12 protein-coding genes are annotated in these 14,438 nt (G+C 62.1%); 3 read left to right on the plus strand and 9 right to left on the minus strand.

Annotated features, from left to right (window positions below):
- The 8 genes from HYPGJ_RS13030 to HYPGJ_RS13065 all read right to left on the minus strand — a co-directional run bounded on the left by HYPGJ_RS13030 (position 1) and on the right by HYPGJ_RS13065 (position 10,496).
- Positions 1-1,365, minus strand: coding sequence for a hybrid sensor histidine kinase/response regulator (locus HYPGJ_RS13030; protein ID WP_046847532.1), 1,365 nt, complete (start codon positions 1,363-1,365; stop codon positions 1-3).
- The gene (locus tag HYPGJ_RS13035; protein ID WP_052750902.1) at positions 1,362-2,534 is read right to left on the minus strand and encodes an FIST N-terminal domain-containing protein; all 1,173 of its coding nucleotides are present in this window, start codon (positions 2,532-2,534) and stop codon (positions 1,362-1,364) included. Before HYPGJ_RS13035 ends, HYPGJ_RS13030 begins: the two co-directional genes overlap by 4 nt.
- 123 nt (positions 2,535-2,657) lie before the next feature.
- The gene (locus HYPGJ_RS13040) at positions 2,658-4,295 is read right to left on the minus strand and encodes a sulfatase-like hydrolase/transferase (RefSeq protein ID WP_244466126.1); all 1,638 of its coding nucleotides are present in this window, start codon (positions 4,293-4,295) and stop codon (positions 2,658-2,660) included.
- 320 nt (positions 4,296-4,615) lie between these two features.
- Positions 4,616-5,269, minus strand: a complete 654-nt coding sequence (locus HYPGJ_RS13045; RefSeq protein WP_013217074.1) for a helix-turn-helix domain-containing protein — start codon at positions 5,267-5,269, stop codon at positions 4,616-4,618.
- Positions 5,270-5,398: 129 nt separating this feature from the next.
- The gene (locus HYPGJ_RS13050; protein WP_046847534.1) at positions 5,399-5,953 is read right to left on the minus strand and encodes a sarcosine oxidase subunit gamma; all 555 of its coding nucleotides are present in this window, start codon (positions 5,951-5,953) and stop codon (positions 5,399-5,401) included.
- A complete protein-coding gene (locus tag HYPGJ_RS13055) occupies positions 5,946-8,930 on the minus strand; it encodes a sarcosine oxidase subunit alpha family protein (RefSeq protein ID WP_046847535.1) in 2,985 nt (994 codons plus the stop codon). The genes HYPGJ_RS13050 and HYPGJ_RS13055 overlap by 8 nt, the downstream gene beginning before the upstream one ends.
- Positions 8,927-9,223 (minus strand): sarcosine oxidase subunit delta, encoded by a 297-nt coding sequence (locus HYPGJ_RS13060; RefSeq protein ID WP_046847536.1) that lies wholly within the window; start codon positions 9,221-9,223, stop codon positions 8,927-8,929. The genes HYPGJ_RS13055 and HYPGJ_RS13060 overlap by 4 nt, the downstream gene beginning before the upstream one ends.
- Before the next feature lie 13 nt (positions 9,224-9,236).
- Positions 9,237-10,496: a sarcosine oxidase subunit beta family protein gene (locus HYPGJ_RS13065; RefSeq protein WP_046847537.1), complete on the minus strand. Its 1,260-nt coding sequence runs from the start codon at positions 10,494-10,496 to the stop codon at positions 9,237-9,239.
- 117 nt (positions 10,497-10,613) lie between these two features.
- Here HYPGJ_RS13065 and HYPGJ_RS13070 point away from each other — a divergent pair, with 117 nt between their 5' ends.
- The 3 genes from HYPGJ_RS13070 (at position 10,614) to HYPGJ_RS13080 (ending at position 13,796) form a co-directional block, all read left to right on the plus strand.
- The gene (locus HYPGJ_RS13070) at positions 10,614-11,579 is read left to right on the plus strand and encodes a LysR family transcriptional regulator (protein ID WP_046847538.1); all 966 of its coding nucleotides are present in this window, start codon (positions 10,614-10,616) and stop codon (positions 11,577-11,579) included.
- 203 nt (positions 11,580-11,782) lie between these two features.
- A complete protein-coding gene (locus tag HYPGJ_RS18845; protein ID WP_052750903.1) occupies positions 11,783-13,015 on the plus strand; it encodes a CBS domain-containing protein in 1,233 nt (410 codons plus the stop codon).
- 64 nt (positions 13,016-13,079) lie between these two features.
- The gene (locus HYPGJ_RS13080; RefSeq protein ID WP_046847539.1) at positions 13,080-13,796 is read left to right on the plus strand and encodes a glycoside hydrolase family protein; all 717 of its coding nucleotides are present in this window, start codon (positions 13,080-13,082) and stop codon (positions 13,794-13,796) included.
- Between the two features lie 17 nt (positions 13,797-13,813).
- On the opposite strand, the gene HYPGJ_RS13085 is transcribed toward HYPGJ_RS13080, so the two are convergent.
- On the minus strand, positions 13,814-14,404 hold the full coding sequence (locus HYPGJ_RS13085) for a hypothetical protein (RefSeq protein ID WP_046847540.1): 591 nt from the start codon (positions 14,402-14,404) through the stop codon (positions 13,814-13,816).
- Positions 14,405-14,438: the final 34 nt, after the last annotated feature.

Raw genomic sequence — 14,438 nt, forward strand, 5'->3', positions numbered from 1 at the left:
TTACGCGATAAGATGCTGCATGAGTGCCCGCAGCTCTGCCGGTCGGACCGGCTTGTGAAGCAGCGCGCAATCGAACTGCCGCGCCGCCTCCGCAGTCGCCTGCGTGCGATCGGCGGTAATCAGGATCGCTGGGATAGCCCGTCCAAACGCTTGCCGGATCCGCACGACCGCCTCGATGCCGAGCACGCTGCCATCGAGGTGATAGTCAGCGAGAATAATGGCCGGAGTGAAGGCCGTATCGGACAGGATTTCGTTCACGTCGTCGAGATCGCGCGCCAGACGAACGTCCGCACCCCAACGCGATAGCAGCGTTTGCATCGCCCCGAGCACGCTGAGATCATTGTCGATGACGATCAGCGGCCGGGCGACGAGATAATTGTTGTTCGACGGCGCGGACTGGACTTTGGGCTCGGCCTGCGAGAGCAGCGCCGCATGCGGCGCCGTGATCGAAAAGCGCGAGCCGACGCCGACGCGCGATTGCAGTTTCAGTTCATGCCCAAGCGATTCCGACATGCGCCGGACGATCGCGAGCCCAAGCCCGAAGCCGGCGCCGCCCGATCGCTCCGACGCTTCGCCGCGATGGAATTCCTCGAAGATGCGCTCGCGTTCCTGCGGAGCGACGCCCGGGCCCGTATCCCAGACTTCGATCTCGACCTGCGAGCCCCGCCGACGGGCCGCGAGCAGCACGCCACCCGCTTCCGTGTAGTGAGCGGCATTGGCAACGAGATTCTGCACGATGCGCCGGAGCATAAGCGGATCGGAGCGCACGCCGAGGTTCGTCGGCCGCCAGCGAAAATCGAGACGCTTGCGACGCGTGACCGGTTCGATGTTGCAGGCGAGCTGCTCGAAAATCGCACCGAGCGAGACCGTCTGAATGTTCGGCACGAACACGCCTGCTTCCAGCTTCGAAATGTCCAGGATGCTCGTCAGCAATTCTTCGATCGTGACGAGCGCGCTCGAAATGTTGTTCGTGAGCTGCTTCTGATCGGGCTCCGACTGCGTATCCATCAGCTCGGACAGCGTCAGGCGCGCGGCATGCAGCGGCTGCAGAAGATCGTGACCGACGGCGGTGAAAAAGCGCGTCTTGAAAACGTTGGAGCGTTCCGCCGCGTCGCGTGCGGCGCTGAGTTCCACGTTGGCCTGCGCGAGCTTCGTCAGAGCGTTGTTCAGCTCTTCCGTCCGGATGCGGATCTGCGTTTCCTGATTGATCGCGGTTTGGAACAGCGAAAACGCGTTCGCCTGCTGATCCATCGACCGCTCGACGCGCTTCATCAAAGCGTCGTTGATCTTGCGCAGCTTGTCGACCGCCCGGCCGAACTCTAAAGGCGTTTGCGGCTGGCGATCAGTCGGTGTGCCATCGGTCATGGTTCACGCGGCTTGTCGATCGACGTGGCGAAAGCGATCCCGGTGAGTGTCTGGTTGAGATGCATCGCGTTGAATTGCTCACCGTACGTATGGAACCCGGCCACGCCGAAACGCTGATAGATTTCTTCAACTTTGTGACGCACTTGCCGGCTTTCCGCGTCGAGCCGGCGCAAAATGCAATCAAAGCCCAGAACGAAATCGGTGCCGCCGAGCGCGGCATCGACACCTTCGAGCGCTTCTAACGTTGTTCGCAGCATATCACGGGGGCGCGCGACCGTGAAAACCAGACCTTCGTCGATGGCACAAAAGAACGATAAAGATCCGTCAAGGTTCACGGTGCGGATGCAGCGGCAATAATAGTTTCCACCGACTTTCACCACGAGTGGATACGACGCAAAAGTGTAAGGCCCGAGCTCATCGGGCCGCAGCCCGATCGCCGCCGCGTACTCGGCGGCCGCCGGCTCCGCATTCAGCTCGTAGACGATCCGATTGGCCGTATCGGCGGCGGTGACGACGAGCTTGACCGGCGTCGGCTCAAAATTCTGCGTCTTGAAGATGCGTACCGGGAGTTCGGTCTCGATGACGAAAAGAATTGCTCCTCGCCGCACGAGGTTGCCGCGATAGATCAGAACAGTATCCTGGAAATCGAGCCCATCGCCCGCCGAGCCGCCGACCAGTTCGATGCCATTGAGCGAAAGATCGAGCGCCGCGATCAGCGCTTCCTCCGCGTTCGACAACCCGTCGACCAGGACCAGCGCGAACACATGCTCCTTTGCGGAACGGCTCGCCGAACCGATCATCTGAATGCGCAGACGTCGTGCGATCTCGGAGGCGCGCTCGACGCCGCCCTTATCGATGTCGGTGATGACTTCGCTCATCAGCCGGAAGCCGTTTTCCGGAAACGCGATGATGACGATGCCGCCTTTCATCATGCCGAGGGGGCCGATTTCCCCTGACGTGCTGCAGCCCGAAACCGACGTATCGTTGAAATCGCGCTTCAACGCGTCGAGCAGGATTTCGGGGTCGTGCTCGTTGGAGAAAAAGACGATGATGTGCTGCAGGATCTCGCCGGCGAGCTCTGAGCGCGCAGCGGCAACCGCCTCACGCGTCGGAAGGGAGCTTGCGACGACGCGGATGCCGCAAGCGGCGCGAGTGGATTTAGTCGACATTAAACGCTTGGCTTTCCTCTGCCGCCGGATTTTTCTGGAATGAGGTTCTGTGGCGGACTTTAAGAGCAAACGTGCCATAGCGCCAAAATCCGGGCAATGGCTCCGAACATGGTCAATGGCGCGTCATCGGCCGTCGATCAGTCCTGAATCCATCAGACGGCGGTGGAACGACAGAATGCTTTTCGACTTCGCGCAGGTGTAATAGCGCCCGTCGCAAAGACGCATCAGTTCGAGCCGCGCCTGGTACGACGGCGGCAGCGGGAGCCGGGCCGCGTTAAGCAGGATTGTCCCGAGATACGGCACCTCGACGACATCCTCGTCCGGCAGCGGCGGCGGCTCGTAATTGACGCCATCGACCGCATAATAGGTCAGCAGGCCAGGACTTTCAGGCGTGAGCTGAATATCCTCGGCCGCCGCGCCTTTGTCGAAGCCGAGCAGCGTCCGCGTCGCGATCGGCTGATGGTCGCCGTACTGAACGATCAGGAAGCGCTCCTTCGGGAAACGCTTCGCCAGCAGCGACCGGAATTCGTCGAAATCCATATGCGCCATCGCAAGGCGGCGCAAATATTCGCTCATTTCCGGATCGGTTCCGGCTCCGCCGCCGGGGACATCGACGTCTGGCGCGTACTTGTAGGTGTAGGGCAGGTGAGTCGCGGATGTGACGACGAAAGTGAACAGCGGGCTGTCCGATTTCGCGAGATTGCCGTCGATGTTGTCGAGCACGCGCTGATAGTAGAAACGATCACGCTCGTTGAAGCGCTTCGCGCCCTGGGCGCGGTAGTCGTAAATGTCAGGAATGCCGATCGTCGAATAGAACCGGCCGCTCGCCACGAAATCCTTGGGCACCGGATAGAAGAGGCTGTTCTTGTAGCCGCAGCGCGCAAGAACCTGGGGCACCGCGTCGTGAATTTTCCCCTCCATCAGCGACTGCACGAATGTCCGCATGCCGCCGAACGAATAGGTGGAGACGCCCGCCAGAACCGAGAACTCCGTCAGCCACGACGCGCCGCCGTACGTCTCCACGCGCAGTTTGTGCAGGCGTCCGTCGAACGATTTGAAGAACGGATCAAGCGCCGTGTCGTATGCGATCTGCGGGAAAAACGACGGCGGCACCGCGCTTTCCTGATGGATCAGGATGACGTGCGGCGGCTTTTCCGTGAGGTCGCACGTCGCCGGGACTGCGAACGGCGGCAACGGCTGCGCCTTCACTGCGTCCATCAACTGTCCGCGCCAGAGCGTCGAGATCGTTTCCGGCCAAGATGAGTAAAACGACGCAAGATATTGATTGTCCCAGAAAAATGAGGTGTTGCGTCGCTCACCTTTGGCGTAGCTCGCAACGGCAGCGAGGCCAATGCAAAACACCAGAAGCAGGCTGCTGACCGAGCGCCGCACGCGGGTCCCGTCGATCTGCCAGAGAAGAAGCCCGGAGCCTGCGGCGAGCGCGGCCATGCCGGCCAGCGCCAGCAGCATGAGCTTATGGTCGGCCCAAAGGAAAACGAGCGTCGACCACGACGTCAGATAGAAAACGACGTCATACGCGTGAAGCACCATCTCGATGTAGTGCCGCTTGACGTCCGCCGCCATGACGATCGTTGCGACGAGCAGCGCGATGAGCACGATGGAAAAAAGCGCGCGCCGGGAAATCAGCAGCAGCAGGCTGAACAGCGAGGCGGTTATCGCCCCCGCAAAAACGATCGTCTGCAGCCAGCCTTCATAGCGCCAATGATAATAGACGAGAGCCACGGCGAAGATCGCCGTCAAGGTCCAGCAGACTTGCGAAGAAAGAGTCAGATCTCGAAGCCAAGCGCGCGACCGCCTCCAGGAAGAGACGTCGTAGCTCGCAAGGTGCTCGGTTGCCATGTCGTTGCAACGCAATAAAAAAATCGATGCGGCGACGCGCCCGCGCGCCTTCGAATGTAAAGGGCACGGCTTTTGTGACGGGTCAATGACCGGACGGTTCGTTTGGAAAAAAAGCTCGGCGAACGGCAGAGAGTTAAAGTCTGGAACAGCGCCGAGTGGCCTCGCCGCGCTGTGCGCGAGGCGAGATAATCCTTCAGCGGGAAAGGTCTCGAAAGGCGAGCCTACTGGCGCGGATAGATGATCACGGACAGGTAGGTCATCGGCGCTTCGATCAGACGAGCCGGACCATGCGGAGCCGCGCTGTCGAACAGAATGGCGTCGCCTGCGCTCAAGCGATAGCTGCGATCGGCGTGAGCATATTCGACTTCGCCGGTCAGCATGAAGATGAACTCCACGCCTTCATGCTGAAAGCCGGTATAAGCAACCGCATCGTCGGACAGCGTGATCAAGTAGGGCTCGACCACGACGTCGCCGTCGAGCGAATGCCCAAGCAACTGATATTGATGGCCGACCTTGGTGCCGCGGCGGCGGATGACGACGCCCTCGCCGGACCTGACATAAGAACAGTCGCGGCGCTGCTCGAAGGACGAGAACAGCACTGTCAGCGGCACGTTCAACGCAGCCGCAAGCATCTGCAACGTGCTGAGCGACGGCGAAATCTGGCCGTTTTCGATCTTCGACAACATGCCGGGCGAAATTTGCGCGGCAACCGCAAGCTCCGCGACGGTTAATCCCGCCTGCTTGCGATGATGCCGGACCTGATGCCCGATGGCCTGCTCAAGAGTATGTTCCGCAGCTCCGGGGGCGTTCGAGCCCGTCGCTAGAGGCTCCGGCTCGGCGATAGCCACCTGAGTTTTGCGCGTCTTATCCGACATGAATGCCCTTCCACACCGCTGTAGACCAGCGGTGCTGGTCTAACGGCGGGGCGCAAGTTGGCACGTCTCGGAAAAGAATTCTACCCGGCCTTTGTCGCGGGTGGTCTATGCAGGTTGGAATCGGTCAAATCAGGCCGGTATTAATTTCCCGCAGGTCTCATAAAGCCATTCGGAAAACGCAACGGCGTAAGTCCTCGCGCAGGCAAATTCGTAGCCTTTTCCGTCGGGAAGCCGCCAAACGATGACGCCGAGGTGAGATGCGTGCGTAATCGCGACATCTCCGGGCTTGAACACCTGATCGTGGAAATCGATCGCCATGCCGGGGGCAAGGATCTCGGTCGCTTTTTGACCTTCGACCCGGAAAAGAACCCGACTGTCACCGACATCGACGATGGAGGCGACGCCTTTGAGGGCTTCCGCCAACTCGACGCTCGGATCTTTACCGCCAGACTTGGGCTCGACGACAAGCCACTGTTCCGGCCCGGCCCAGACGACGAGCTTGCCCGCACCTTCGACGGCGCGTGCCGTCGGTGGAAGGGCGGCGCCGAACAAAGCACCAGCGCGCTTTTCCAGTTCAGATTGCGCACCGCGCCGGAGGGCAACGTGCGTCATGGCGACGTCTTCGCGCTTCGTAATCTTGATGCCGTTGCGCTTCAAAGCCGCTTCGTTGTGAGGATCAGACACGGAGTCTCGCTCCTTCGCTATCGACGAATATGGGTGACACGACTTCGACCAGGATATCGCCGCCGCGAACCGGATCGTATGCGCGGACGATTTCGCCCATGCGGGACTCGGCGTTCTTTAAGAAGCCAAGACCGATCCAGTGGCCGTTCGACGGCGAGTAGGCGACCGAAGTCAGGTAGCCTTGATCATTGGCGGCCGTCGGCTCCGCATTGCGGTTGACGAAGTGCGCGCCGGCTCGCAACCGTTCTGCACGATCCACCGGCCGGAAGCCGATGAGACGCGGACGGTCGGCATCGGTCAGACCTGAGCGTTCCGACAGGGTCCGGCCGATATAGTCTTTCTTCTTCGACGCCATTTTTCCGAGGCCGACATCGGCCGCCGTCGTCATGCCGTTGATTTCCGGTCCGCCGACGTGACCCTTCTCGATACGCATGACGCCAAGCGCTTCCGTACCGTACGGGGTAACGCCGAGGTCGGCGCCCTTTTCCATCAGCGAGCGGGCAAGCAAATCGCCATGCCGCGCCGGAACCGCGATCTCGTAAGCAAGCTCGCCCGAGAACGACAGCCGGTAAATCCGGGCCTTCAGTCCGCCGAGCGCCGTGATTTCGGCGACGCCCATGTACGGAAGACCTTCGTTCGAAACGTCGTACGGCTTGTCGACGATGCGCGAGATGAGTTCGCGCGCCCGCGGACCTGCGACCGAGTATTGCGCCCACTGGTCCGTCGACGGAATGATCTGCACGTCGAGGTCCGGCCAATGCCACTGCTTGCACAGCTCGAGATGCTGCACGACCTTGATCGCGTTGACCGTCGTCGTCGTGACGAAGTAGCGATCCTCCGCGAAACGCGCAGCCGTGCCGTCATCCATCATGATGCCGTCTTCGCGCAGCATCGCGCCGTAACGCGCTTTGCCGACCTGCAACGTGCTCATCATGTTGATGTAGACGCGGTCGAGGAACTTGCCGGCATCGGCGCCGTGCACTTCGACCTTGCCGAGCGTCGACACATCGCAGAAACCGACGCCGTTGCGCACGCCGTTGACTTCGCGGATGACCGACGTCAGCGAGTCCTTTTCAAAAGGCTTCGGGAAGTAAAGCGACCGGAGCCACAATCCCGCTTCGACGAAAACAGCATTCTGCGACTTCGCCCAGTTGTGCGACGGGGTGAGGCGGAACGGCTTGAAGTGCTTGCCGCGATGTTCGCCAGCAAGCGCGCCGAGCGAGACCGGCGTGTACGGCGGACGCGCAGTCGTGATTCCCGTCTCCGGGATGGACTTGCCCGTCAGCCGCGCCATGATCGCCATGCCGTTGACGCCCGAGGTGCGGCCCTGATCGGTCGCCATGCCAAGCGTAGTGTAGCGCTTGAGATGTTCGACGGAGCGATAGCCTTCGCGTTCGGCGAGGGCGACGTCCGCTGCCGTGACGTCGTTCTGGAAATCGACGAAGGCTTTGTGCTTCGCGCCCTCGACATGCCAGAACGCAGCGACGCTGCTCGGCTCGTCGTCGGACGACGGAACGGCGATCGGCTTCGCATCGAATCCGGCGCTGGCGGCTGCCGCGCTTCCGGTCCGTGCGCCTTCGGCCAGGCACGATGCCAGCGAGAAGGACCCGTTCGCCGCGCCTGCGGCTGCGAGATTCTTCGGCATCGTTCCGGGCACGAACGCGGCGATGTCGTCACGCCATTGCGAACGGCCGCCAAGATGCGTCGTGATCTGGACGTTCGGGCTGAAGCCGCCCGAGACGACGAGCAGGTCGCACGAAATCGAATGAACGCCGCCCGAAGCGTCGACGATACGCGCGCCCTTGACCCGCGAGCGTCCGATCGCATCGCTGACGACGCCGCCGGAGAAGACGCGAATGCCGAGCGCATCAGCACGCGACTTGATCGCCTGCGGCAGCGCCGGACGTGCGTCGACGAGAGCCGCGACCGTGATGCCTGCCGCCGTGAGATCGTTGATGGTCGAAGCGCCGTCGTCGTTGCTCGAGAAGACGACCGCGATGCTGCCTGGAGCAACGCCGTGACGGTTGATATACGTCCGTGCAGCGCTTGCGAGCATGACGCCCGGGCGATCGTTGTTGCCGAACACGATCGGCCGTTCCGTCGAACCCTGTGCGGCGACGACCTGCTTCGCGACGATACGCCAGAGCCTCTGCCGCGGCTGACCTTCGGCCGGCTTCAGCAGATGATCGGATACGCGCTCCACCGCGCCGAAGGTGCCGCCGTCATAAGCGCCGAACACGGTCGTTCTCGGAAGAAGGCGGACATTCGGCAGCGCCGAAAGCTCTGCCACGGCGCTCTTCGCCCAGTCGGCCGAACTCTTGCCATCGACCGTGCGGTTCTCGGCGAGAAGACGTCCGCCGAGCGTGAAGCTCTCATCGGCGAGGATGACACGCGCGCCGGAGCGGCCCGCAGCCAGCGCCGCCATGAGACCGGCAGGGCCGGCGCCCACAACGAGAACGTCACAGAACGCGTTGGCCTTGTCGTAGGTATCGGGATCGTCTTCCATCGCGGCGCGGCCGAGACCGGCAGCGCGGCGGATCATCGGCTCGTACAGCTTTTCCCAGAACGACGCCGGCCACATGAACGTCTTGTAGTAGAAGCCCGCCGAGAAAACTGGCGACAGCAGACCATTGACGGCCATCAGGTCGAGCCGCAGCGACGGGAAGCGGTTCTGGCTGGTCGCCTCGAGCCCGTCATAGAGTTCGATCGTCGTCGCTTTGGTGTTGGGCTCGCGGCGCGCGCCGGAGCGCAGCTCGACAAGCGCGTTCGGATCTTCCGATCCGGCCGACAGGATGCCGCGTGGGCGGTGATACTTGAACGAACGGCCGACGAGATGAACGCCATTCGCGAGAAGCGCCGACGTCAGCGTATCTCCCGCGTAGCCGTCGAACTCCATGCCGTCGAAAGAAAATCTCAACAGCTTCGAACGGTCGACGATGCCGCCCTTCGAAAGCCGGAAGGCCTGATTACCGCTCATGCTGCACCTGCCGTCGGTTTGATGCGCTTCGACGCGACGTCTTCAGCAAGTTTCACGTCGGAAATTTCATGGCTGCGCGTATCGCGCGTCACGACCAGCCAGGCGTGGCATCCCGCTTGGTGATACCAAAGCTCTTGCGTTGGGCCGGCAATGTTCCGGCGCTCGTAGGCGTAGGCGTAGAATTCGTTGGCCGCGTCCGGGGAGGCCGGATCAGGCCGCGTCACGCTCGCGTCGCCAAGATACGTGAATTCGTCGAGGGCTCGTTCGCCGCAATGCGGGCATCGAATGCGCATGGTTTTTTAGCCTTCAGTGCAGATTGGGTTGGTTGCCCATGCCTTTTTCGTCGATCATGTGTCCGGTGCGGAACCGATCGAGGCGATAGCTGCGCGCAACCTCGTGCGGCTCGTTCTTCGCGATGAGATGCGCGAAGCAGAGACCCGAGGCAGGCGTTGCCTTGAAACCGCCGTAGCACCAGCCGGCATTGATATAGAGGCCGTTGATCGGCGTCTGATCGATGATCGGCGAACCGTCCATGCTCATGTCCATGATGCCGCCCCACGAACGGAGCAGCCGGACCCGGCCGATACGCGGCATCAGTGCCATGCCGCCTTCGATGACGTCTTCGACGACTGGCAGGTTACCGCGCTGCGCGTAGGAATTGTAACCGTCGAGATCGCCACCGAACACGAGACCGCCCTTGTCGGACTGGCTGATATAGAAGTGACCCGCGCCGAAGGTGACGACGCCGTCGATGAACGGCTTGATGCCTTCCGACACGAACGCCTGCAGCACATGGCTTTCGATCGGGAGATTGAGGCCGGCGAGCGCCGCGACGCGCGAGGAATTGCCCGCGCAGGCAAGGCCGACTTTTTTCGCCGCGATGAAGCCGCTGGTCGTCTCGACGCCGCTGATGCGGCCGTTGTCGACACGAAAGCCGGTAACTTCCGTGTTTTCGATGATGTCGACGCCGAGCTGGTCGGCAGCGCGCGCATAACCCCAGGCGACGGCGTCATGGCGAACCGTGCCGCCGCGCTTCTGCAGCAGGCCGCCCTTGATCGGGAAGCGCGCGTCGTTGAAGTTCAACCACGGGTACATCGCGCGAACGCCCTCGTCGTCGAGGAGTTCGGCATCGACGCCGTGCATCCGCATGGAGTTGCCGCGACGCGCATAGGAGTCGCGCTGGCCATCCGAGTGATAGAGATTGAGGATGCCGCGCTGCGAAACCATCGCGTTGTAATTGATGTCCTGCTCGAGACCTTCCCACAGCTTCATGCTCGTTTCGTAGAACGGCACGTTGCCGGGCAGCAGGTAGTTCGAGCGAACGATCGTCGTGTTACGACCGATGTTGCCCGAGCCGACCCAGCCTTTCTCGACGACGGCAATGTTTTTGATGCCGTAGCGTTTTGCGAGGTAGTAGGCGGTTGCAAGGCCATGTCCGCCGGCACCGACGAGAACGACGTCGTAGGCAGGCTTCGGAGTGGCTTTGCGCCAGGCCGGACGCCATCCGGTTTGACCCCGGAAAGCTTCAAGCAGAACTGGAAATATGGAATAGCGATTAGACGCCATGGCTGTTCTTCAAGTCCCTGTCGCGGATGGCATGGGAACGTCGTAATACCAACGGCATGCCTTGTACATCAGCAGGGAATTGACCTTAATATAAGTCATTCTTATTATGTGAAGGCCATGACAGCTCGCCAAAACCGGCTCCCGTTCGACCTGCACGCGCTCGAAGCTTTTCTGGCCGTATGCGAAGCACGTTCAATGGCGGCCGCTGCCAAAAAACTCTCTCTCACGCAGCCCGCGATCTCGCAGGCCATCGCCGATCTCGAAACGAGAACGCGCGTTAAGCTCTTCGATCGCAGCGTGCGTCCGATCGCGTTGACGCCGGCCGGCGAGATCATGCGCCAGCGCGCATCAGGGCTGTTGTCGGAAGCGCGTCAGATCACGACGGCGATCCGGCAAACGGCGCGCGGCAGGCTCGCGCTCATTCGCGCCGGACTTGTCGATAGCTTGTCGCGCGCGTTGACCGGACCTGTCGCGTCGTTCCTTGCCGAGCACGCCGAGCAGGTGTCGATCCAGTCCGGATTGACGGCATCGCATGCGGGCTCGCTGTTGACCCGCAATCTCGATCTTTTCATCGGCGTCGACGACATGAGCGACATCGAAGGCCTGGATCGCTTCGAGCTGCTGAACGAGCCCTACATTTTAGTCTTTCCAGAAAAGACGAAAGTGCCGCGTTCGATTGCCGATCTTGCCGAGGCAGCGGACAGGCTGCCGTTCCTGCGCTACAGCGCAAGGTCGAGAACGGGCATCGACATCGAGCGTCATCTCCGCCGGCTGAATATCGATTTTCCGCATGGGCTCGAATTCGATACGCCGTTTGGCGTGACGGATATGGTGGCGCGCGGCAAGGGCTTCGCGATTTCGACGCCGGTCTGCGTCGCCGAAACGGCGTTCGACGGCAATCGCATCCGCACCGCGCCGCTGCCCGGTCCAAGCCTCCGGCGGACCTTGACATTGGTCAGCCGGCGACAGGAACTTGGTACGCTACCGCGCGAACTGACCCGCGCTTGCAAGGCGGCGTTGGAACGCTCGGTGCTTGCGGGCTTGCGCGAAACGATGCCGTGGCTCCGCGACGAGCTTCGCTGACGAGCGGACTGAATCAGGAAAAAAAGTTTCGCACCGCTCCGGCATGTGTGCATTGCAGCGTCGCCGTCCGCGTCGATTGGCCCGCGACCGCCGCGTTCGTCACGCACGATTTGCGCCTTGTTTACAGACTTTACGTCGCGTTGGCGGGGGATGCCGCCAGGTGTACTTAAGTCGGTAAGGCCTTGGGTTGTGAACGGCAGCAGATGACTCTTCAGGTCATTATCATTCGGGCAGATGGCGCCCTCGCGGAAACTGAGGACGTTCGCTGGCGAGCGTTCGCGAAAGCCTTCTCGGAATCCGATTATCAATGGTCATGTGACCGCGAAGGCTTCGCGCTGACGACGAAGCTTGGCGGCAGCGAAGCGCGCATGGCGCATTACGTCCGCTCGCTTCTGCGCGGCCGGCCCGAGACTGAAGACTTCACTCTGCTGATCCAGGCGATGCACCGGCGTGCGTGCAAGATCTTCAGCGAAATGCTGGCCGATAGCCGGATCGAACCGCGGCCTGGAATTCGTGAGCTGCTCGTCACCGCGCGCTCCGAAGGACTCCATCCCGTTCTCGTCTCCACACTGTCGCGCCGCGATACGGATCGGCTTCTTGAAACGGTTTTGGGTCAGCGCGGCCGCGAAGTCTTCCATCACGTCGTCGCCGACGAGGCCCGTTACAGCGGCGATTGCGAACGCCTTTATCGCGATACGCTGGCGCTCCTCGAAACCGGCCCCGGCCATTGCATCGTCATCGAGGCTGGCCGCATCGGCCGCGAAGCCGCGCGCGCGGCGGGGTTCCCGGTCATCACGACCCGCAGCGCATTCTGCAAGGAAACACCGGCGTTCGGCGCCGGAAGCGTGGTTGTCGAAAATCTCCCGGATCTCATTGCTGGCCCCGACCGGCACCGCTTGGATCTTCTGAACTCTGAAAATAAAGCTGCCCTGTTGTCGGCGCTGCAACGACTGCACGCCGGCAATTGCGAAGGACTGGCTGATCTCGATTGGACTGATCAGATGCGTGTATCCGATATTTTGAAGACCAAGGGCTCGGCCGTGAAAACGATCGAGCCGAACGCAACCCTGCGGACACTGGCGCACAGTTTCAGAAAAGAATCCGTCGGCGCCATGCTCGTGCTCGATGCCGAAAGGCGTCTGCTGGGCATCGTTTCGGAGCGCGATCTTGCTCGCGCCATCGATGATTTCGGCACCGGCTTGCCGGAAATGCGGGTATCCGACCTCATGACGCGCTCGGTCGTGACCTGTGCTCCCGAAGACAGCGTTGCGATCGTCGCCAACGTCATGACGCAGCGCCGCATCCGGCATTTGCCCGTCGTCGTGAACGGCATCGTCGTCGGCCTCATCAGTATCGGTGACGTTCTCAAGCACCGTCTGGATGAGGTGCAACTCGAGGCCGACGTTTTGAGAGACGTGGCCCGCGCCCGCCGCTGACCCGGCCGCGCCGGGTCGTCAAGCAGACCAGTTTGCTGCAAGGTCCGCATGGCAAGCATGGCGCATGCTGGACCAGAGCTATCTCGACGCCATTAAAAAATTCGAAGGTTTTTCCGCCGAAGCCCGCTGGGACTACGCGCAGAACTCGAACGGCTATGGTACGCGCGCGCGTTACGCGGGCGAAGTCATCGACAAGGCGGAAGCCGATCGCCGCTTCGCCGGAGAGATCGAGAAAGCCGCCGATTTCGTCGATCGGTTCGCGCCGGGCCTGGATGACGGCAGCCGCGCGGCTCTGACGTCGCTGACCTACAACGCCGGAACGGCCTGGAGCCAGAGCGGCCTCGGTGAGGCGGTCTCGAACGGCGACATGAACAAGGCGCGCTCGCTTTTCCTGCAATATCACAAGGCCGGCGGCGAAGCCGTCGACGGCCTCGTTCAGCGTCGTCTGCAGGAAGTTGCCTGGTTCGGTTCAGGAGCGTTAGCGGCGCAATCGCAATCGCAATCGACGTCGGTCGTCGCGATGGCGCAGCAGCCGAACTCGGCTCCGCCGACGGAGATCGAAAGCCCTGTCGCGCCGCAGACGGCAGCGTCGCATCCGAGAAGCGTCGTTCGTCTCGCCGACAGCAGTTCGGAACCGCGCTCGTCGCCGGATCGCGCCTTCGCCGATTTGGGTAGCGATCCCGCGTTGCTGGCGCTGCTCGCCCACATCGGAAAAAGTCAGCCGACGCGTGAGGCCGACGATCAGCGCGCTGAGCCTCGGACCGAGCCGCAGGCCGTCTGATTGCGGCAAGCAGACCGCTAGCCCCCAGCCCATTGCACAATCATTGCAACCAGCCAGAACAACACGGCGGCGATGACCGCGAAGCCTAACGGCGAAACGCGGCTGACCAACGCCAATAGGGACGCGGCGCCGCCGAAAGCGCCTAAATTTTCTTGCGCCGCGCGAGATCGTTCGGCGGCGGATGCTGCTTGCCGCTGCACGAACGCTTGCAGATCCGCCGAGACCACGTAGGGCATCGCCTGCATGCGCACTTGATCGGTGCTTGCCTTCGGCTCCGGCAAGCCTGCGTCGTCGCTGCGAACGAACCCATCCGTGGCATACCGGGTCGCGGCGAGCTTGGAAGCCGAGGTGTCGCCGTCAGCCGGGCTTTGCGATTTCGACTGGGGAGCGGCAGCGCTCTCCGCAGCATGCAGTTGCTCGTCGAGGAGTGTCAGCAGAACCGCAGTAACGGCTTTGTTTTCCGTGTCGATCGGAGGCGCTTTCGGTTGCGCAGCCGTTGGCGACGTTTCTGCTGCCGGACCGTCTCGCCGGCGCAGAAGCTCGCGCTCACCGTTCATCAAGGCGCTGTTGGCGAGCAGCCGGCCAACGGCCTCTGGAGTGTTCGCCATCCGTGGTCCACCTCAAAGTCTGCCTGCGTCGCGA

Origin of the sequence: Hyphomicrobium sp. GJ21 (assembly GCF_001006785.1) — a bacterium.
GTDB lineage: Bacteria > Pseudomonadota > Alphaproteobacteria > Rhizobiales > Hyphomicrobiaceae > Hyphomicrobium_B.